At 41.9% G+C, this 19,174-nt stretch carries 21 protein-coding genes and 1 riboswitch; of the genes, 8 read left to right on the top strand and 13 right to left on the bottom strand.

Annotated elements, in window-relative coordinates; genetic code table 11:
- Nucleotides 1–9: 9 nt before the first annotated feature.
- Nucleotides 10–1,413 carry an MFS transporter gene (locus MHZ95_RS16705; protein WP_239391925.1) on the bottom strand — a complete coding sequence of 468 codons (1,404 nt, stop codon included), beginning with the start codon at nucleotides 1,411–1,413 and terminating at the stop codon, nucleotides 10–12.
- 314 nt (nucleotides 1,414–1,727) lie between these two features.
- Between MHZ95_RS16705 and MHZ95_RS16700 the strand changes: the two genes are divergently transcribed.
- Together MHZ95_RS16700 and MHZ95_RS16695 are read left to right on the top strand one after the other, a co-directional pair.
- A complete protein-coding gene (locus MHZ95_RS16700) occupies nucleotides 1,728–2,345 on the top strand; it encodes an SMI1/KNR4 family protein (RefSeq protein ID WP_239391924.1) in 618 nt (205 codons plus the stop codon).
- Between the two features lie 383 nt (nucleotides 2,346–2,728).
- The gene (locus MHZ95_RS16695; RefSeq protein ID WP_239391923.1) at nucleotides 2,729–2,947 is read left to right on the top strand and encodes a DUF5342 family protein; all 219 of its coding nucleotides are present in this window, start codon (nucleotides 2,729–2,731) and stop codon (nucleotides 2,945–2,947) included.
- Nucleotides 2,948–3,176: 229 nt separating this feature from the next.
- Here the strand turns inward: MHZ95_RS16695 and MHZ95_RS16690 are convergent, their stop codons facing one another.
- The gene (locus MHZ95_RS16690) at nucleotides 3,177–3,635 is read right to left on the bottom strand and encodes a hypothetical protein (RefSeq protein ID WP_239391922.1); all 459 of its coding nucleotides are present in this window, start codon (nucleotides 3,633–3,635) and stop codon (nucleotides 3,177–3,179) included.
- 201 nt (nucleotides 3,636–3,836) lie between these two features.
- On the opposite strand from MHZ95_RS16690, the gene MHZ95_RS16685 reads away from it, so the two are divergent.
- The gene (locus tag MHZ95_RS16685; RefSeq protein ID WP_239391921.1) at nucleotides 3,837–4,733 is read left to right on the top strand and encodes a hypothetical protein; all 897 of its coding nucleotides are present in this window, start codon (nucleotides 3,837–3,839) and stop codon (nucleotides 4,731–4,733) included.
- A gap of 68 nt (nucleotides 4,734–4,801) precedes the next feature.
- On the opposite strand, the gene MHZ95_RS16680 is transcribed toward MHZ95_RS16685, so the two are convergent.
- Nucleotides 4,802–5,764, bottom strand: coding sequence for an iron-hydroxamate ABC transporter substrate-binding protein (locus MHZ95_RS16680; protein ID WP_239391920.1), 963 nt, complete (start codon nucleotides 5,762–5,764; stop codon nucleotides 4,802–4,804).
- Nucleotides 5,765–5,965: 201 nt separating this feature from the next.
- Nucleotides 5,966–6,352: an OsmC family protein gene (locus MHZ95_RS16675; RefSeq protein ID WP_239391919.1), complete on the bottom strand. Its 387-nt coding sequence runs from the start codon at nucleotides 6,350–6,352 to the stop codon at nucleotides 5,966–5,968.
- A 180-nt stretch (nucleotides 6,353–6,532) separates the two neighbouring features.
- Here MHZ95_RS16675 and MHZ95_RS16670 point away from each other — a divergent pair, with 180 nt between their 5' ends.
- Nucleotides 6,533–7,198 (top strand): GNAT family N-acetyltransferase, encoded by a 666-nt coding sequence (locus MHZ95_RS16670; RefSeq protein ID WP_239391918.1) that lies wholly within the window; start codon nucleotides 6,533–6,535, stop codon nucleotides 7,196–7,198.
- A 76-nt stretch (nucleotides 7,199–7,274) separates the two neighbouring features.
- Here MHZ95_RS16670 and MHZ95_RS16665 read toward each other — a convergent pair whose 3' ends face one another.
- From MHZ95_RS16665 to MHZ95_RS16650, 4 genes are all read right to left on the bottom strand, one after another.
- A complete protein-coding gene (locus tag MHZ95_RS16665) occupies nucleotides 7,275–8,420 on the bottom strand; it encodes an alpha-hydroxy-acid oxidizing protein (RefSeq protein WP_239391917.1) in 1,146 nt (381 codons plus the stop codon).
- A 93-nt stretch (nucleotides 8,421–8,513) separates the two neighbouring features.
- A complete protein-coding gene (locus MHZ95_RS16660; protein WP_239391916.1) occupies nucleotides 8,514–9,185 on the bottom strand; it encodes a methionine ABC transporter permease in 672 nt (223 codons plus the stop codon).
- Entirely contained in the window at nucleotides 9,182–10,201 is a 1,020-nt protein-coding gene (locus MHZ95_RS16655; protein WP_239391915.1) for a methionine ABC transporter ATP-binding protein, read from the bottom strand. The genes MHZ95_RS16660 and MHZ95_RS16655 overlap by 4 nt, the downstream gene beginning before the upstream one ends.
- Before the next feature lie 105 nt (nucleotides 10,202–10,306).
- Nucleotides 10,307–11,131: a MetQ/NlpA family ABC transporter substrate-binding protein gene (locus tag MHZ95_RS16650; protein ID WP_239391914.1), complete on the bottom strand. Its 825-nt coding sequence runs from the start codon at nucleotides 11,129–11,131 to the stop codon at nucleotides 10,307–10,309.
- Between the two features lie 144 nt (nucleotides 11,132–11,275).
- Nucleotides 11,276–11,389: riboswitch (SAM riboswitch) on the bottom strand.
- 274 nt (nucleotides 11,390–11,663) lie between these two features.
- Here MHZ95_RS16650 and MHZ95_RS16645 point away from each other — a divergent pair.
- Nucleotides 11,664–12,086 (top strand): SRPBCC family protein, encoded by a 423-nt coding sequence (locus MHZ95_RS16645; protein ID WP_239391913.1) that lies wholly within the window; start codon nucleotides 11,664–11,666, stop codon nucleotides 12,084–12,086.
- A gap of 170 nt (nucleotides 12,087–12,256) precedes the next feature.
- Nucleotides 12,257–12,730 (top strand): DinB family protein, encoded by a 474-nt coding sequence (locus tag MHZ95_RS16640; protein WP_239391912.1) that lies wholly within the window; start codon nucleotides 12,257–12,259, stop codon nucleotides 12,728–12,730.
- Nucleotides 12,731–12,785: 55 nt separating this feature from the next.
- Here MHZ95_RS16640 and rbsK read toward each other — a convergent pair whose 3' ends face one another.
- The 3 genes from rbsK to MHZ95_RS16625 are packed head-to-tail and all read right to left on the bottom strand — an operon-like array spanning nucleotide 12,786 to nucleotide 15,831.
- Nucleotides 12,786–13,667 (bottom strand): ribokinase, encoded by an 882-nt coding sequence (gene rbsK, locus MHZ95_RS16635; RefSeq protein WP_239391911.1) that lies wholly within the window; start codon nucleotides 13,665–13,667, stop codon nucleotides 12,786–12,788.
- 34 nt (nucleotides 13,668–13,701) lie between these two features.
- Complete coding sequence (locus MHZ95_RS16630) at nucleotides 13,702–14,637, bottom strand: nucleoside hydrolase (protein ID WP_239391910.1); 936 nt, start codon at nucleotides 14,635–14,637, stop codon at nucleotides 13,702–13,704.
- A 12-nt stretch (nucleotides 14,638–14,649) separates the two neighbouring features.
- Nucleotides 14,650–15,831 (bottom strand): NupC/NupG family nucleoside CNT transporter, encoded by a 1,182-nt coding sequence (locus MHZ95_RS16625; protein ID WP_239391909.1) that lies wholly within the window; start codon nucleotides 15,829–15,831, stop codon nucleotides 14,650–14,652.
- 402 nt (nucleotides 15,832–16,233) lie between these two features.
- Between MHZ95_RS16625 and MHZ95_RS16620 the strand changes: the two genes are divergently transcribed.
- Entirely contained in the window at nucleotides 16,234–16,887 is a 654-nt protein-coding gene (locus tag MHZ95_RS16620; RefSeq protein ID WP_239391908.1) for a reverse transcriptase-like protein, read from the top strand.
- A gap of 25 nt (nucleotides 16,888–16,912) precedes the next feature.
- Complete coding sequence (locus MHZ95_RS16615) at nucleotides 16,913–17,206, top strand: RNA polymerase alpha subunit C-terminal domain-containing protein (protein WP_239391907.1); 294 nt, start codon at nucleotides 16,913–16,915, stop codon at nucleotides 17,204–17,206.
- A gap of 58 nt (nucleotides 17,207–17,264) precedes the next feature.
- On the opposite strand, the gene MHZ95_RS16610 is transcribed toward MHZ95_RS16615, so the two are convergent.
- Entirely contained in the window at nucleotides 17,265–17,930 is a 666-nt protein-coding gene (locus MHZ95_RS16610) for a DUF3885 domain-containing protein (RefSeq protein ID WP_239391906.1), read from the bottom strand.
- A 186-nt stretch (nucleotides 17,931–18,116) separates the two neighbouring features.
- The gene (locus tag MHZ95_RS16605; RefSeq protein WP_239391905.1) at nucleotides 18,117–18,590 is read right to left on the bottom strand and encodes a hypothetical protein; all 474 of its coding nucleotides are present in this window, start codon (nucleotides 18,588–18,590) and stop codon (nucleotides 18,117–18,119) included.
- Nucleotides 18,591–19,174: the final 584 nt, after the last annotated feature.

Here is a 19,174-nt window from a genome sequence, read left to right as displayed (position 1 = left end):
TGCCCCCTCCTATCGAACATCGTTTTTCCCGGTATTGTTTGGAACCAAAAATAAAATGGATAGTAATGCAATCACTGCAAAGATGACGTTTGCAATAATTCCACCGGTAGCTGCAACACTCACGCCGCTTGTATGTGAAATCGTTGCATAAACCGTTGCGGATATAGCAACCCCGAATGCTGAACCGAGGGAACTTGCCATTTTGTAAATTCCGGAGGCTGCACCGATTTTATCGTCAGGTGCATTCGATACGGCTGTATCTGTAGAAGGTGTGGCGTAAATGCCCAGCCCTAAGCCGAAAAGAGCAAAGCCGATAAAGACAACGATGGTGTAAGCGAGATCGGGTAAAAACGTTAACCCCATGACACCAACACCGATGAGCGTTAAAGTCGTGCCCCATAGCATCGGTTTTTTCGCACCGACTTTTTGTAAAATCTTTTCTCCGACACGAATCATGGCCAGGACGGCAACTAAATAGCCGATGGACAGCATACCGGATTGGAATGAAGTAAACCCTCTTCCTTCTTGTACATACGTATTGGCAACGACCAATGTTCCAGCAACAGCGTTCAGCAAGAAATTTGATACGGTTGCCCCTGTATAAGGTGCATTTTTAAATAAACCAAAATCAATCAATGCATTGGACTTACCATTTTCCACTTTTACGAAGACGATTGCCCCGATAATGGTGACAGCTGCCAATACGATTGTAATCCAGCTTGTCCATCCAATTTCATCGCCTTGGGTAATGACAATATTCAAGGCCAGCATCGTAATGATAAAAATAATCAAACCGGTACTATCAAATTTAGAATTCCCTGTATCCGCTGCTTTACTTTCAGGCGTGTCCTTAATTAACCACAACGCAAGGAGAGCGAAAATAATGGAAAAGATAAAAATCCATTTCCATCCCATATAAGTGGCAATGGCGCCTCCTAAAAACGAACAGACACCCGATCCACCCCAAGAGCCGATCGACCAGTAACTTAACGCACGTTGACGCTCTTCTCCTTCAAAATAAGCTTTGACCAATGCAATTGTTGCAGGCATAATACAAGCTGCTGATAAACCTTGGATCACTCGACCTAAAACGAGTAAGAGGGCACCGTTTGCCAATACTAAGCAAAGCGAGCCGATAATACTCAAAATGAGGCCAAGATTTGTTATTTTTTTACGTCCGATTTTATCGGCAAGTCCCCCAGCAGCTACGATAAATATTCCCGAAAATAGCGCTGTTAAACTGATGGCGATATTGAGTGTTCCAGCAGAAACACCTAAATCTTCTTGCACGGTAGGCACAATGTTGACCATTGCTTGGGCAAATAACCAGAACGTCAACACGCCGAAGACGATACCTGTAATCATTTTATTTGTTCCTCTATACGCTGTTTCCAAAGAGCACACTCCTTCCATTTTTGTGGGGATTTGAGAATTATTACACAGAATCTATATGGATGTGAATCCGGCAAGACTGTTTGAGACGACATTAAGATGCCCTGTTCTAAACGCATTGAAACCTTTTTGAAAATTGGAATACCAACCAATTATGCTGTAAACTGGAACTACAAAAGGCCAAATTCTCTCTGCATTTTTCAGGGCGTAAACCATAAGTAGATAAAACCGCAGCCTGATTGATAGCCGAAGAATGTTGAGAATGAACTTGGACAGTAAAAGTAGTCCAGTCTTGAACGTACAGCGTTTTATTTCAGTCGAAAGGGGGTAAATATATGTATAGTAAGAGATTGAGTGAATTGGGCATTTCAAGTAAATACGGATGCCATTCTGAACAAGAAATACAGGAACTTGAAGTTGAGATGGGTGTTACATTGCCTAGTGAATACAAGAACTTTCTCCAAAGATTTGGCACATTAGACTTCGATGATCAAGAGATTATTTTTTATCCAGCCAAACATCTTGTTACACATGTAGATATAGAAGCAAGAACGTTTGTGAACTTTTATGGTCTTGAAAATGATGATTATGATGTAAGGGTTTTAAAGGCACGTTACGAAGGACGTTTGCCCGATGAAGTCATACCGATTGCTGAATGTCCAGGCGGTGACCAATTATGTATTGGGGTCAAAAAGGAGACAATTGGGAAAATATATCATTGGGATCATCATCAAGAAACAATGCATGCAAGTTCTGAAAAGGAATTATGGCAAGCGTTGGTGTTGCTTCACAATAACTTTAAAGATTTTATCATGAGTTTTGAAAAGCAGGAGGGGGTTGATCCGTTGGAGGATTCGATGATCGAAGAAATCAAAGTAAGTGATAAATTTCTCTCAAGGCTGAACAGCTCAAGTGCAAATACCCTGCTTTCAAAATCTAAAAAGTTCAGGTGAGAAGTATTTGCTCCTAATCATGAATAGCTTCTGGGGGATGGTTTAACTTGATTCAGCAGAAGTCCCCCACTTCTATAAGTGGTGGGATGAATGCCAGAATGCATTTCAATCAGAGGGAGTACAAACTCCCTGCTGATTCAAGTTAAGCCTCCGGCGGATGTCACAGATTTTGAAAGGAGTTAATTGCGCAAGCGCAATTCAAAATCTGGACGCAATCACGCCGAGGCGTGATTGATACTTTGAAAGGTTGTTTCCAAGTTCCTTCATCCAAGGATTTTTTCTCATTAAACTTTCATTTGCCTCTCATGTTGCTATAATGTGTGAAAGGTATTCTAGTAATACAGAATGACATTGAAAAGTACACAATGATGGAGGCGGTTATTATGTTATCCAAATTTCAAATTAAAAAAGAATTATTTCAAGATCAAACACATGAATGGTTTTCATTTTCGGTCCTTATTCAAGGAAATGAATTTCAAGGACTTTACCACGAAGGGGACATCAACTGGTTCAATCCGCAACCTTGCCATAAATTAGAGGCAGAACAGTTACAACAACTTGAATCCAATGTATCGAATAAAATGCAGCAACTTCTTGCATAATACGCAAAAGCCCAAAAGGGCCGAGAGGAAAATGAATTCCTCCGGTCCTTTTGGGCTTTCATAAAGTACTCTTCGAATTTATCCCGCATTAACGGGCAGTAAGACTCCCATCTCAAGACTTAAGTAAAACGATAAGGAGAGGTGGGAGATCAACTGCCCGTAAAAGCCCGATTGGTTCAACTAACAATCAGTGGAGGATGAGGAACCTCCCACTGATTGAAGTTTCACTTTATTTTTCAACGAAGCGGATATCAAACTTTTCGCACCACTGTTTTAGACGGTCCCTCGTCGCGGTCTTCCATTCATCTTCCATTCTAATTTGGGTTGCTTCATTGGAGCGATGGAGGTGAAATTCAAACATATTGCCATTCGCTCTACAAACCACATAATCGATTTCTCGTGGAAAAAGGCAGTGGGACCCAATATCGACGGTCACTTTTGTAATTGCAACTTGTCTTTTGACAAATTTTGAATAAGGAAACCAAAAGAAAAACGCTATCGAAAGGACAGTGATGAACAGAAAAAATTGGGTCAAGGAGTGCCAACCATGTGAAATGCTAAAAAGAAAGGTTATAAATCCAGAACATAAAATAAGGTAAATCGGGCGCGTACACATATTCAATGAAATGGCTTCGGCAGTGAAATCACTATCTATCTTTTCAGCCTCTTCCGTTATATTTTTCTGCACAACTCTCACCCCTTTCATACGATGATCCTCTCCGTACTAGTGTAAGAAAATATGGGGATTCATGGAAGGTACGAGGTACCCATTGCAGGTAGAGGCGTTTGGGTATGTTGTCATGGGTTCATTCGTTAGAAAGTTGGATTGAAACGAAAAACGTGGTGGAAACGTCTATGTGTATACAATTTTTTTTAGGAGGGGAACAAAGTGAAGAAATTTCTTGGTATAGTTTTACTATTGAGCATTCCATTGTTTGGTTGTACAAATGGAGAAAGTACAGGTCAGCTGCAGGGGAAAGATCAGACAGAGGTAACAAATCCGAGTATAGACGAAGAAAAGAGCGTAGTCGACGTTGTTGAAAAATTTGGCCATAACCTTCAAAACGTTTCATTAATGGGATCGCAAGAAGAAGTGGAAAAAAGTATGCAAGAGCATTATGGGGAAACGGTTTCCCCTCAGCTTGTGGAACAATGGCTGACAGATCCTCTAAAAGCACCGGGTAGATTAACTTCCAGTCCTTGGCCAGATCGGATTGACATCGAAACGACGGAGAAACAGTCTGATCATATCTATGCAATAGAAGGGAAAGTCGTTGAAAGGACAAATGTTGGGCAAACCGTAAACGAGATACCGATCCATCTAGTAGTTGAAAAAATGGGCGAACATTGGTTGATCAACGAGGTTACGCTTGGTGAAGCAAAACAGGGCGATACACTCGTCTATACAAATGAAGAATATGGATTTGAGTTTACGTTACCTGCCACTTGGAAGGATTATTCGATTATGATGGACAAGTGGAAGGGAGAATCAGTGACGGGAGAGGAGATGGAAGAGGGCCCGATGCTTTCGATCCGGCACCCACAGTGGACTTCGGAAAATCCACGCCAAGACATTCCGATCCTGATTTTCACAATCGAGCAATGGGATGCGCTGCAACAGGAAAAATTCCATCTAGGTGCAGCGCCTATTGGACCTAAAGAACTGAATCGCAATGACAAATATGTTTTTGCACTCCCTGCTCGTTATAACTTCGCATTTCCAACAGGGTATGAAGAGGTGGAGCAGATTTTAGAAGGCAACCCGTTACACGTAAATGTCGACTGATCGGTTGGGAATATAAAGAAAAGAACCAGGTACCATGGACTTCTCGCATGTCCGGTACCTGGTTCTTTTCAGTATTTACTTTTAATGAAATCGGCAATCTCTTTCATTTGGTATTCCAAGGCGATCGGATCTTGGAAGTAGAAAGTATTGAGTTCATATTCAAAGATATGGCCGGCTTTCACGGCAGGGAGGTCTTTCCATAGCTGGCTCTTCATAATTTCTTTACTATTTTCAACGCCGTTGTCACGAACGCCTAATAAGATAAAATCTGCCTCTCCGAGATATTCAGGAATCGTCTCTTGGGAGATGCTTGCCCAACCGTCTTTAAAAGCGATGTCCACTACTTTTTGAGGGGCATTCAATTGAAGTTCGTTATAGATCACCTGGCCCCCACGACCGTAGGAGTCCCCAAAGAGGTATAAATCTTTATCCGTCATTTCTAGGATGACAATTTTAGGATCATTTTGAAGGATGGGTTCCAGTTCTTTCTTTTGATCTTCCACTTTTTTATCGAAATCAGCAAGGAATTGCTTTGCTTCTTCCTCTCGATTTAACACGTTGGCAATTTCGAGAAGACGTTCTTTATAATCTGCATACATGCCGAATGGAATGATCACAGTCGGTGCTATTTTGGAAAGTGACTCATATTGTTCTTCGTTATACGTAAGAATGAGATCTGGTTCCAACTCGATTACTTTTTCAATGGAGAACGATGATTTATCCCCGATGCTTTCAACGTCTTTTAGCTGTTCTTCAAAGTATGGTGTTTCAAATGCCCAGCCTGTTGTAGCGATGGGTGTAATGCCGGTTGCTAACACATCCCCGACATAATCTTGATCGATGACGACGACGCGTTCAGGATGCATCGGTAGCTCAACAGGTCCTTTGACACTATCATAAGTTCTCGTCGTAGGTGCTTCTTGTTCCGGTTCATCCGTCGCCGCTTCTGGAGGCGTATTGCTCGTACAACCACTTACAACAAACATGAATAGGAGTACGAAGAAAATGGCAAATCCTTTTTTCTTGAACATTTGATATCCTCATTTCCCTTGAATGATAGTGATAATCATTATCACTTATAGAATGTAACAAGAATAGTAGAAAAGGTCAACTAAAAATCGATTGAATCTACAAAGAAGGACGTTGGAGTGGAAGCATGGAGGGAAGGAGGAGCGCAAAGAGAACGCCCAGTCCGAATACAGTTGCGGACTAGGCGCTTAGATTCACTACATTCAATTTAGTACTTCATAAGTCTCCACAACTTCGATGGAATCAATGACGGATTGTACCATCGAACAGTTTTTCTTCGTTAATTCAAAAACTCTATCCATTTTGGATGCATCAATCGCTTCTCCTTTAATGGTGAAATGGAGGTGCACTTTTTCGACTCGGTTGGCGATTTCCGCATTCCGTTTGACTTCCTTCACCTCAATTGAGATATGTTCGGCTGGCATCCGCATTTTATCCAAAATATTACGCAACACACCGCCGCTGCAAACTGCAATCGATGAAATGAGCAGCTGATAAGGTCTAAATCCATATTCATCATTCCCTGAAATGGTCAGTTGTCCAAAGGATGTCTCTGTTTCAAATGCATTTTCAATCATTTCGAATTTCATAAATGTCTTCCATCCTCTCTCTTTCTTTAATTGAAGTATACCGAATTTTGTATCATTTTGGTAGATGAAGGATTGAAGTTATGAAATGAATCTTACTTGTATCTTCTGCATAGTGTGCGATAAGAGAATCAAAAATCATATTCAGATTGAGGAAAAATATGACGGGTAAAGGGGGATGAAATGGCCTACCGCAGTGAAGTGTTTGTCTTCGATGAAGGGAGACCTGTTCGTGCTGTTGTTCGAAATTATACAAAGGACGATTTTGCAGATATGATTCGCATCCAATCGGAATGTTTTCCGCCGCCATTTCCATCTGACTTATGGTGGAATGAGGAGCAACTGACCAATCATATTACCCTTTTCCCGGAAGGGACCCTTTGTGTGGAAGTGGACGGCAGGTTAGTCGGTTCCTTGACAGGTCTGTGTGTGCAATTCGATCCGGCTCATCCCTCCCATCGATGGGAGGCGATGACGGACAACGGCTATATCCGAAATCACGATCCAAAGGGGAATACGCTTTATATTGTCGATATCGCTGTAAGCCCGAAGTATCGCAAATGGGGGCTTGGCAAGTTGCTTATGCAGGCAATGTACCAAATCGTGATCGAACTGAAATTGGAACGTTTGCTTGGCGGTGGAAGAATGCCTGGTTATCATCTCCATGCGTTCGAAATGACTGCCGATGATTATGTGCAGGCGGTGATCAGTGGAGAGTTCAAAGACCCTGTCATTACATTTTTATTGAGATGCGGAAGAACGCCGGTTGCTGTAGTGGAAAATTATTTAGAGGACGAAGAATCGTTGAATTATGGATTCTTAATGGAATGGAAAAATCCGTTTCACTAACAGCTCGTTAATTGGAATATAAAAACGCCAAGGGAAGCATGTGCTTTCTCTTGGCGCTCGGGTTTGTTATCTAGTTTTATCGGTTCACAATTGTAACGTTACGCAGATCGCGGACGGACGTGAATCCGGATAATGAAATTGTTACTTTCATCTCCTGCAGGATATTGGATAATACTTTTTCAACACCTTGTTGTCCGCCAACTGCTAAGCCGTAAACGAAAGGCCGACCGACTAAAACAGCATCTGCTCCTAACGCCAGCGCTTTGACAACGTCAGAGCCTCTACGGATGCCACTATCGAATAGTACAGGGATTTTTTCTTCAACAGCTTCCACAACGTCTCGAAGCGCATCGATACTTGCGATGACACCGTCTAGTTGGCGCCCGCCGTGGTTGGAAACGATGATGCCATCGATGCCGTTTTCGATCGCCAGCTTCGCGTCTTCTGGATGCAGGATACCTTTTAGAAGGATTGGCAATGAAGTTTTCTTTTTCAGCTCCGCTACCTGTTTCCAGCTAAGGGAAGGGTGATAAATATTGTCCACGATGCCTTGGATGATGGAATCGTCGTCATCATTCGGAAGAGACGCCATGAAGACAGGATCATTGACATAATTCGCTTTTCCAAACCCTTGCATCAAAGGGGAATATTGATTATTGACATCTTCTTCACGCCAGCCGAGCATGACGGTATCGACCGTTAGCACAATTGCTTCATAGCCGGCAGCTTCCGCTCTTTGTACCATGCTGTAGGAAATGTCCGCATTCTGACTTGACCAATAGAGCTGGAACCATTTCGGACTATCACCGGTTACTTCTTTGACTTCTTCGATGGAATAGCTGGACACCGTACTTTGGATGAAAGGAATACCGAGGGAAGCGGCTGCTTGTGCAGTGGCAATTTCCCCGTCTTCATGCGCAATTTTTTGTACGCCAACCGGAGCGACGAATAATGGTGTGGCATATGTACGTCCGAAAAGTTGGACGGAAGTATCCAGTTCTGTTACATCATTTAAAAAACGAGGAACGATAGCGTACTTGGAAAAGGAAGAAACATTTTTTTGCAAAGTTTCTTCACGGCCGGCACCGGAGTGGACATAGCCGAATGCGCCTGTTCCCATTTTTGCCTGCGCTGCTGTTTCCAACTGCTCAAATGAAACCGGGAAGGATTCGGACGGGTCGATATTTTGCAATAATAAGTCGTTATTTCTTGTAGATATCATTGTTGCTCACTCCGTATCAGATGAATTTGTCTACTATAAAAAAACGCTGTTCGTCTCGGTGCTAATAGCCACAAACTTCAATATATGCTTCATTTAGTCTTTTTTAATACGAGCAGCAAGACGATTGCCGAGCGACTGGATCAATTGGACAATAATAATGAGAATCAAGACCGTTGCGTACATGACGTCGACTTCGTATCTCAAATGGCCGAAACGATAGGCCAAGTCACCTAAACCGCCGGCGCCAACAAGCCCAGCCATCGCCGTCGCCCCGATTAGACTGACGGTAGCAATCGTCAATCCCAAAATGATAGATGGACGTGCTTCCCGTAACATAACATGCCAAATAATTTTTCTTGTTTTGATACCCATCGCAGTGTAAGCTTCTACGACACCTTGCTCGACTTCAAGAAGTGCAGATTCCATCAGACGTGCAATATAGGGGGATGTATATAGTACAAGCGGTACGATAACCCCTTTGACGCCGATCGACGTGCCGACAATCAGCTTCGTGAATGGCAAAATGAAAAATAACAAGATGATAAATGGAATGGACCTAATGATGTTGATGATTAAATTTAACGTATGGTATAGCAATTTATTATCAAGCGCTTGTCCTGGTCTTGATAAGACCAATAAAATCCCTAATGGAATCCCGATGATGATGGAAAATAACAGAGCGATTCCGACCATTTGGAATGTCTCGATTGTTGATTGTCCAATGATGGGCAACCACTTTTGGATAAAATCTTCGTATCCGTTCAATTTTGACCCTCCAATTCTTCCGTGCCAACGCCTTGCTCATGTAGGAAAAGCAATGCATTTTCAACTTCTTCTTTTTCACCTGCAACGTGAACAACTAAATTCCCAATCACGCCATTTTTCAGTTCAATAATATTAGCTGCTAAAATGTTAGGCACAACGGCAAATCGTTTACTCATTTCCGCTAACAATGGTTCTCCCGCAATGTCGCCAGTAAACGTCAATCGTTGAACAGAACCTGTTAAATTTAATTGTGAAATGAGGGACGGGGATAAATTCCGTTGAGCGATGGTGCCCAAAAATTTAGTAGTCGTTGGTTTTTGAGGGTTTGAAAACAAGTCAATCGTTGTACCGTGTTCTACGATTTTTCCGCTTTCCAAAACGTAGACATAATCGCAAATTTTTTGTATAACATTCATTTCATGTGTAATCAGTAATATTGTTATGCCGAACTCTTCGTTGATTTTCAACAGGAGATCGAGGATAGATTCCGTTGTTTCAGGGTCAAGTGCACTCGTTGCCTCATCGCTAAGTAAAATCTCAGGCTCTTGCGCCAATGCCCTCGCAATTGCGACACGTTGCTTTTGTCCCCCGGACAATTGGGACGGGAAGCTTTGATGTTTATCGGCTAAACCGACGATTTCCAAATACTTTTCAGTACGTGCTTTTACTTCCGCCTTATCAATCCCGATCAATTTAAGAGGAATGGCGATATTGTCGTAGACCGTTGCCGTCTTTAGCAAGTTAAAGCCTTGGAAAATCATCCCGATTTTGCGACGTGCATTGTCTAGTTTATGAGGAGGGAGAGAAGTGAGTTCTTCCCCGTTAATATAGATTTTTCCACTTGTCGGTCGTTCCAGCAAGTTCACGCAACGGATCAACGTACTTTTCCCGGCACCACTATAGCCGATAACGCCATGGATCTCGCCTTTTTTCACATGAATATTTGCTTTATCGACGGCTGTTACTTCATTGTTTTTCGCAGGGAAAACTTTCGAAACATTTTCCAATACAATCACTGTTTAATCTCCTTTTGAAAGAAAACGTTACCTTGAGCGGTAACGTTCCCTGAACTAATTATTCATTCCAGTTTGGAATGATGGAATTTCAAACATTCGTTTTCATTACCAAGAAGGAATGAGAGATCCATCAAATCGTTCTTCGATAAATTGTTTCACTTCTTCAGAACGATATAAATCGACAAATTGCTGAATCACTTCATCATCTTTTGATTCGGCTCTGACAGCGATAATGTTGACGAACGGAGAATCTTTCGGCTCGATGAAAATGGAATCTTCCGCTGGCGATAGACCCGCATCGATGGCGAAGTTCGTGTTGATGGCTGCCGCGTCAAGTTCGATCAATTGACGAGGGATTTGTGCCGCATCCAATTCAATAAATTGGAATTGTTTTGGGTTGTCGACGATATCATTGACCGTCGCATTGGAATCTAGACCTTCTTCGATTGTAATCATGCCCGCACTTTCAAAGAGCATCAGTGCGCGTCCACCTTGAGTCGGATCGTTCGGTAAGCCGATTTTCGCACCTTCAGGCAGTTCGCTTACATCTTTTACTTCGTTAGAGTAAATACCCATTGGGAAAGTGACTGTTTCACCTACAGAAACGAGATCCAAGTTCCGGTCTTTTTTCATTTGTTCAAAGAAAGGAATCGTTTGGAAGATATTCATATCAATCTCACTCTCGGCTAACGCAACGTTTGGCATTACGTAATCAGAAAATGGTTGTATTTTAATTTCAAGACCATCTTTTGCCGCCAGTTCTTTCACTTTTTCAACGATTTCTTCGTGTGGACCAGCAGTGACACCAACGGTTAGAACTCCATCACTTAATAAACTTTCTGTTGCTTCTTCGGACTTGTCCTTGCCACCGCATGCAGCAAGTGCTGTTAAAACTAAAATGAGTAATGCTGTAAATAGTAACTTTTTCATAACACTTCTCCAATCTATTGTTTTTCTTGATGCTTGGTAAACTAAAAAGCTTGAACAGTGGATTACCGACAACTTAGTAGAAAATAATAAAAAAACCTCTCGAAATGAGAGGTTCATAAGCATTGTAATAAACGCAGACGTCCTCTCTCATTTTTCAAAACAATTTTGTTTTGCAGGATTTAGCACCTTTCCACACTCGATAGTATGGTTGGTTGCCGAGCTTCAATGGGCCAGTCCCTCAGCTTCTCTTCATGAGAGATATATGTTATGTCAATAATACTGTTGTGAAATACTATACTGCATCTGAGTGGCTTCGTCAATCAGTACCGAGAAAAAATGTTGTTTGAATTAGAAAAATGTCGAAAATTGGCGTATGAAAGATAATGGGGTCTAATACGATGGTAAATCATGCCTAAACTTGGTTCTCGCCGTTTGTTTTTAGTCGCTTGTTTTCGGATAAACTAGAAAAGGTATAGCTGTTAGAGATGACGAATTATAAAAAGAATAACTTCGAAAAAAAGGAGCTGAAAAGATGGATGCGAATCATTCGGGAATAACAGTTGAAACGATTGTGCATGCCACAGTGGAGAATGTATGGGGATTTTGGACAGTGCCCGAACATATTACGAAGTGGAGCAATGCCTCTGATGATTGGCATACGCCATACGCTGAAAATGATTTAAGAACTGGCGGAAAGTTTGTTACCAGGATGGAAGCGAAAGATGGAAGCTTCGGTTTTGACTTTGGCGGCATCTATGACGAAGTGCGTGTTCACGATTTCATTTCTTATACCTTAGAAGATGGAAGAAAGGTTGAAATCTCCTTTATTCCCCAAGGAAATGATACGAAGGTGATCGAAATATTTGAACCCGAAACAACGAATCCGATTGATATGCAACAAGAAGGCTGGCAAGCGATTTTAAACAATTTTAAAAAGTATGCGGAGCAACAGTAATATGTGTAGTTACAAAAGATGCAAAATACAAACACCAATGTGCCTCGCATCTTTCATGAAGATTAATACGTATTTTATCTGGATGATTAAACGTGAACAGTCAGTAAATTGGACAAGGAAAACGCTGATCACTACAATTGTGAGGAAACACTACTAAGGAGTGATTGGGTATGTATCGTAAAGTAGAAGACTTTTTAGAGGATTGGACAGTGTCGTCTGAAGGAACTGCTAACGTGATGAAAGCGATGACAGATGAAAAACTTGGTCAGGCAATTGTAGAAGGTCATAGCTCGCTTGGCTGGTTGTCGTGGCATTTGGTTGGCGCAGCGGGGGCTTTCGGCCATTTTGCTGGTTTTCAAGTTCAAGGGCCTGGTCAACAGGATCCTCAACCAACAAGTGCGCAAGAAATTGTTGAGAGGTATGAAACACTCGCTCAAGCGATTAAGGAAGAAGCAACGAAACTGACTGATGAAGACCTACTCGGGGAAGTTACCGGTTTCACAGGTCCAACTAAACGCGGGAAATTATTAAGCATGCTTATCAGCCACGAAACACATCATCGTGGACAAATGACTGTTCTCCTTCGCCAGGCGGGGTTAACTGTCCCACCTATCATGGGTCCGACAAAAGAAATGCAAGGTTAATGAAATAGGCGCCAACTTCCAAATCTAAACAAGATTGGAAGTTAGCGCCTTCGATTTATTGTTCTAAACTCAAACGTTCCAATACAGATTCCAACGAAGGCATGCCATTCTGGGCTCCTTTTTTCTCCACGGAGAGGGATGCACTTGCATTGGCAAACTTTATCGCCTCTTCTATTCTCTTTCCCTCCGCAACAGCAACGGCGAAGCTGCCGTTAAATGTATCGCCGGCACCGGTTGTATCGACCGGTGTCGTTTGGAATCCTTGGATGAAATGATGCTGTTCTCCATCAAAGAAACGAGCACCTTTATCACCTAATGTAATAATTAATTTATTTGGATATTGTTCCAATGCTTTTTCAATATTCTCACCGAAGATTTGTCTACATTCCGATTCATTCGGCGTCAAATAAGTGGCTAAATCGATGAACTCCTGTTGGAAATGATCGACAGGTGCCGGATTTAAGACGACAGGGATCTGATGTTCCTGACAAATTTCTAGCGCTGCCTGGACGGTCTCCGTCGGTATTTCCAGCTGGATGACGACGAGTTCACTGCCGATGATCTCCTGTTTCACTTGTTCGATATGATCAGGTGTTAGGCGGTTATTTGCACCGGGAACGACGATAATCCGGTTATCGGCCTCTGAAACAATGATGGAAGCGATGCCTGTCGATTCGTCAGGGATTGCAAAGACATGATCCGTTTTCACGTTTTCTTGTTGTAAGGAGGCTAATGCCATTTCACCGTACTGATCGGTACCACAAGCACCAATCATTTGCGCTGCCTTTCCTAAACGTGCGATGGAGACAACTTGGTTTGCCCCTTTTCCGCCAAAAAATGTTGAAAAAGTCTTGCCTAACGTCGTTTCCCCTTTTTCAGGTACATAGTCCGTTTCCACGACCAAATCCATATTAATGCTTCCGATTACGGTAATCATATTTTCACCTCACTTAAAGGGTATACGAACGCCCTTAATTTGAGTACTTCTTAAGCGCCTCGATCATCAATTTCCAAAAACCATCTACATCAAGTTCCACACCGAACTTCGCATTCACTTCTCTGCCTGTGACTCCGTGCAGGTCCACTAACGTCGTTCCCGCAGTAAATTCGCCTTTCGTTTCCACGGCAATGTTGACATCCTTCATCGTAAATAATTCCGGTGCGACCAAATAGGCAACAGTGAGGACATCGTGGACCGGTGCGCCGTCAAAATCGAACATTTCTTTATAAGTCGATGCAAAGAAGACCAATAGTTCACCGACGATGTTCGCGACACGATTGTCGATTTGATTCACTTGCTCGATCACTTCTTTTGTCGCCAACGCTTGGTGTGTAATATCAAGTCCCATTACGACAGTCGGAATGCCGCTTTCGAACACTTTTCTCGCCGCTTCCGGATCCGCCCAAATATTAAACTCGGCAGACGGTGTCCAGTTACCGAATGTGCCGCCACCCATCAGGACGATTTCTTCGATGTTTTCTTTAATTTCTGGTGCCTTTGTAAGCGCCAATGCAACGTTTGTCAACGGTCCAGTCGGAAGAATCGTCACAGGTTCGTTTGATTCTTTGACCAATCGGATGATCGTATCCGCCCCGTGTTCCTCACTCCAGCTGCGGGATGGTGCTGGCAGTTCCGGACCATCCAAACCTGAATCTCCGTGGATGCCCGGCGCCGTTTCACGTAATCGGACCAATGGCTCGCTTGCCCCTTTAGAGACGATGACGTCCGTTAAAGAAACCAAGTCACAAATTTTTAATGCATTATCCGTTGTTTTTTCAATTTCGGCATTGCCAGATACGGTTGTTATTGCTAAAATATCCAATTCAGGCTGCGCTGCTGCTAAAATGATCGCAATCGCGTCATCATGTCCTGGATCACAATCCATAATAATTTTTCTTGTAGTCATCGTACTTCCCCCTTACATAATGAGTCCAATCATGGTTCCTGAAATGACGGAAGCGAGTGTCGCTCCCAATAACAGTTTTAACGCGAATTTTGAAACATAATTTCCTTGTTTTTCACTGATCGATTTGATGGAACCTGAAACGATGCCCACCGTTCCAAAGTTCGCGAAGCTCACGAGGTAGACGGATACGATGGCAATCGTTTTGTCGGAAAGATTCGAAGAAATCTCACCGAAATTCAACATCGCTACGAATTCATTCGTAATGAGTTTGGTCGCCATAATACCCCCTGCTTGTACTGCTTCTCCCCAAGGAACCCCCATGAGGAAGGCGATCGGTGCAAAAATATAGCCGATCATTGTCTGGAAGGAAATTTGGAAGATTCCTTCGAACATCACATTCACCAATTCCATTAAGGCGATAAATCCTAAGAGCATCGCGGCAACGACGATGACAACTTTAAAGCCATCCATGACGCTATCGCCAATCATTTGGAAGAAAGGAACTCGTTTCGTTTCTTCAATTTGCATGAGGTCTTCTTTTTCGTCTAGATCATACGGGTTAATAATGTTCGCAACAATCAGCGCACTGAAGATATTGAGCACAACAGCTGTCACGACAAATTTCGGCTCCAGCATCGTCATATAAGCTCCAGCCATCGCCATACTGATAGCGCTCATCGCGGACGTACAAATGGTATATAGTCTTTTTTGCGTTAATAGTGGAATCTGTTTAGTGATCGTTAAGAATACTTCAGGTTGTCCAAGGACAGACGTGGAAACGGCAAAATAGCTCTCCAGTTTACCCATTCCTGTAATTTTGCTTAAAAACAAACCTAAATATTTGATGATGAATGGCAATACTTTAATGTAATTCAAAATACCGATCAACACGGCCATGAACACCAATGGTAATAGTGCTACAAAGAAAAACGTTGTAGCCCCTTCATTGACCATACCACCAAAAACAAATTGAATACCTGCATCTGCAATCGCCATTAGGTTTTCAAAAAATACACCTATTTTGGTAATCGCAATGAGGCCGATATTCGTGTTCATCATGAGAAACACTAATACAATTTGGATTGCTAACATGAGCAAAATACGTTTATATTTTATTTTTTTACGATCATTACTAACTAGAAAGGCAATACCAAATACGAGCAAGACTCCAGTGAGTAAGAAAAGAATGTTCAAGTGAATCCTCCTTTTTCGTCAGCGCTTACATTCTTTACGGGTTACCGAATTTTAGACGGTCGAGTTATAAAAAAATCTTTTCGATAGGGGAGCCTCCTAGAACAAAGTACAGATGAACTTTCTTTATTTTTTGACAATAGTTTTCTTTTTAAAACACATGTTTCAGTATACGCTTTCACCTATAATTGTCAATGTCTATACAAAGAGTCAGACGAGTGGGAATATAAAAATGCCTCATCCGTATTAAGTTCCCGAACAAGGCGTTTTCAAACATTATTGCAGACGTTTTGTCTTGGAGAAATGGGGCGAACTCGGGAAATTATAAATACGATAAATGAAAAGGATGCATTTTTGAAAAGAAGGGGAATAAATATAAAGACTGACAGTGATGGAGGAATTGCGATGAATGTATTAATTGAATGGATATACAGATCACCGAAGGGTGTGGAGACTACGTTTCGATCGGAAGAAATGGCAGCGGCACAAGCATTAGTGATCGCCGAAGATTTGGAGAAGACCGGTCGTGCAAAAAATATGCAGTTCATCGATCGGTTTGACAGTTCGTGGACGGTTAAAGAACTGAAAAGTTATTTGAAAGGTATTGAAACGGAGCCGCATAATATTACGGTATATTTTGATGGCGGTTTTGATCAGACGACAAAGGCAGCGGGCTTAGGATGCGTTATCCATTATGACCAGAGCGGAAAATCATATAGGTTGAGACGGAACGCATCGGTCACGGGGCTCACGTCAAATAACGAAGCGGAATACGCGGCGCTCCATCTATGCTTGCAAGAGCTTGAATTATTGGAAGCCCATCATTTGCCGGTCAAGTTTTTCGGTGATTCTCGAGTCGTCATTCATCATCTGAGCGAAGAATGGCCGGTCATTGAACAGACATTATCCAACTGGGCAGACCGAATCGAAGCAAAAATGAAAGCGCTGGGCATTGATCCGGAATATGAGCTCGTGTCGAGAAAAGCGAATACAGAAGCGGATCGGCTCGCTACGCAGGCATTGAAGGGCATTGAAATTACCGCGACGATTGAACGATAATTGAAAGGAGAAAGGGGATTACAGCATGGCGAAATCAGAGAAAACATTAAGGGTTTGCGACAATGGGCATGAATATGAGAAGAGCAGTGATTGCCCGACATGCCCGATTTGCGAGCAAGAACGGAAACCTGAAAGCGGGTTTCTTTCAACTCTTTCGGCACCAGCTCGACGCGCGTTGGAGAGTAATGGAATCACTTCTTTGGAACAACTCTCCAACTATAGTGAAAAAGAGATTTTGACATTTCATGGCATGGGACCTGCTTCTTTGCCCAAACTGAGGGCTGCTTTAGAGGTAGAAGGATTAAGTTTTCAAAAATGAAAAATAGCTACCTGACCTTAACATCAAGCCGAATTGGTTGGGATCGGGTAGCTTACATTCAAAACAACAAGTCAATCTGTTCTCGGTCATAATCCAATATCCACTCATTGCATTCCTTATATAGTGGACGTAAATCTTCTTTATTTGCTGCGATGACATCGCAACCCCGGTCGTCATAAAGATGATAAATCATTTTCCTCGTTACATTGACAAAATAGATATCGTACCCCGCAGCCATATTTCGCCTCAAGATTTGTGTTGGATGTGGAAAGTCCTCATAGCTGATGGCTACTAATAGTTGGAGGTACCGTATGTCGCTTTTTGTGCAGGGGAGAATGAACCGATGTGTGTCTAGCTCATCGTAATCACCATCGTCTTCTTCCTCGAATATATGCGGCAATACGCTATGTTGTAATTTCTTTAGTAAGTCTTTGTTCTTCACATATTTCCGATAGACATTTATCGGCCTTTTTCGCAAAAAGGTATTGTATTTTTCACAAGAGATGTCTGTTATGAACAATACCTCATCTGTATCTTGAAAGACTTGATTAAAAATTCCAGTGCTTCTGTCTTTGATTTGTTGAAGATTGCTGTTGTCTTCATGTTCAGTCCCAGGCATGGAAATTTCAAAACGAATGCCATATTTCCAGGAATAAAATAGAGGTGGCCTTAGGATCAGGTTGTTAAAATGTTCTTTCATAAAATGTTTGACGCTAGCAGTCATAATCATCCTCCCTTTCATTTGTAAACTATTAACAGAATTCTTGACAGTTACATTAGTTCACCTTTTCTTCTAAAAGAAGTTGCCGAAGTGAATAAGGCATCCTCCCTATTGGTGTTAACTTCATTCTGTTTGATGGCAAGGCAGAATCGCTTGGAGCCTTGTTCCTGAAATGAATGACATCAAATTCTACTGATAATGCGTTAAGAAAACAACATCCCCGTTTTTCTTCACATCAAAAATAGCATGGTCTTCGACACGTAGAATTGATGCATTCTCTGTGTGATCTGTACCGTTGAAGTAGAAGCCAAACTTATTATTTTCAGGATAGCCATAAAGATAACAAACGACTTTTCCATCTTTCATAAAAACAATTTGATTCATTCCCTCACTGACCGTTTCGCTAATGTTGTCCCATTTATATCCTATCGTTTCATAGATGGATTCTTTTGGAACATAGGGATTAAAAGAATAGACGTGATCCCATTCAAATGGTGTAAAAGTTGAAAGGTTCACTTTGTCGTCAATCTCTTTTTCCGAGAGTATTTTATTTTTAAGTAATACTAAATTTGAATCCCATATGTCTTTCTTAAATGGGTTTATTACTAGTAAACTTACACAACCTAATATTAGTATAAAGGCTACTATATTTTTTCGTTTCATATTTTAGCTAATCCTCCTCAATTTTTAAGAGCTTCTATAGATTTATAATGCGGATTGAAAATTATGTTAATTATTCGGCGTTAGTTTGACGAATAGCAGTATGAAAGGTTTCAACTAGAACCCACTGGCCCTCATCTTCCCATAGAGACGGCTTTTATCGGCTCAAACGCAGTTAAGTTAAGGGGTAATTGATTTTTTGAAAAATTACTTGTATTTGCTGAAATGTTCGTTTATACTGGCACTGAAGCAAAAAACTAAACCGATTTAGTCCTTAGAAGAACGAGAGATAAAGAGAGAAGAAATACCAGTAAGGGAGTCGGTTTATCTTCATTCAGCAGAAGACTCCCACCTCTATAGGTGGCGGGATGAATGCCGGTTTTGTTTCCTGTTCAGTGGGTGTCCAAACGCCCGCTGAAAGAAGATAAAGCCTCCGGCGGATGTCACAGATTTTGAAAGGAGTGAATTGAGCTTTGCTCAATTCAAAATCTGGACGCAATTACGCCGAGGCGTAATTGATTTTTTATAGATTCGAACTAAACCGGTTTATGAAACCGATTGCAACTAGAGAATGAAAGCGTCAAGAA

It is taken from the genome of Sporosarcina sp. ACRSM, assembly GCF_022346545.1.
GTDB lineage: Bacteria > Bacillota > Bacilli > Bacillales_A > Planococcaceae > Sporosarcina.
The sequence above is the reverse complement of the archived record's forward strand: the minus strand, read 5'-3'. Positions and strand labels throughout refer to the sequence as shown.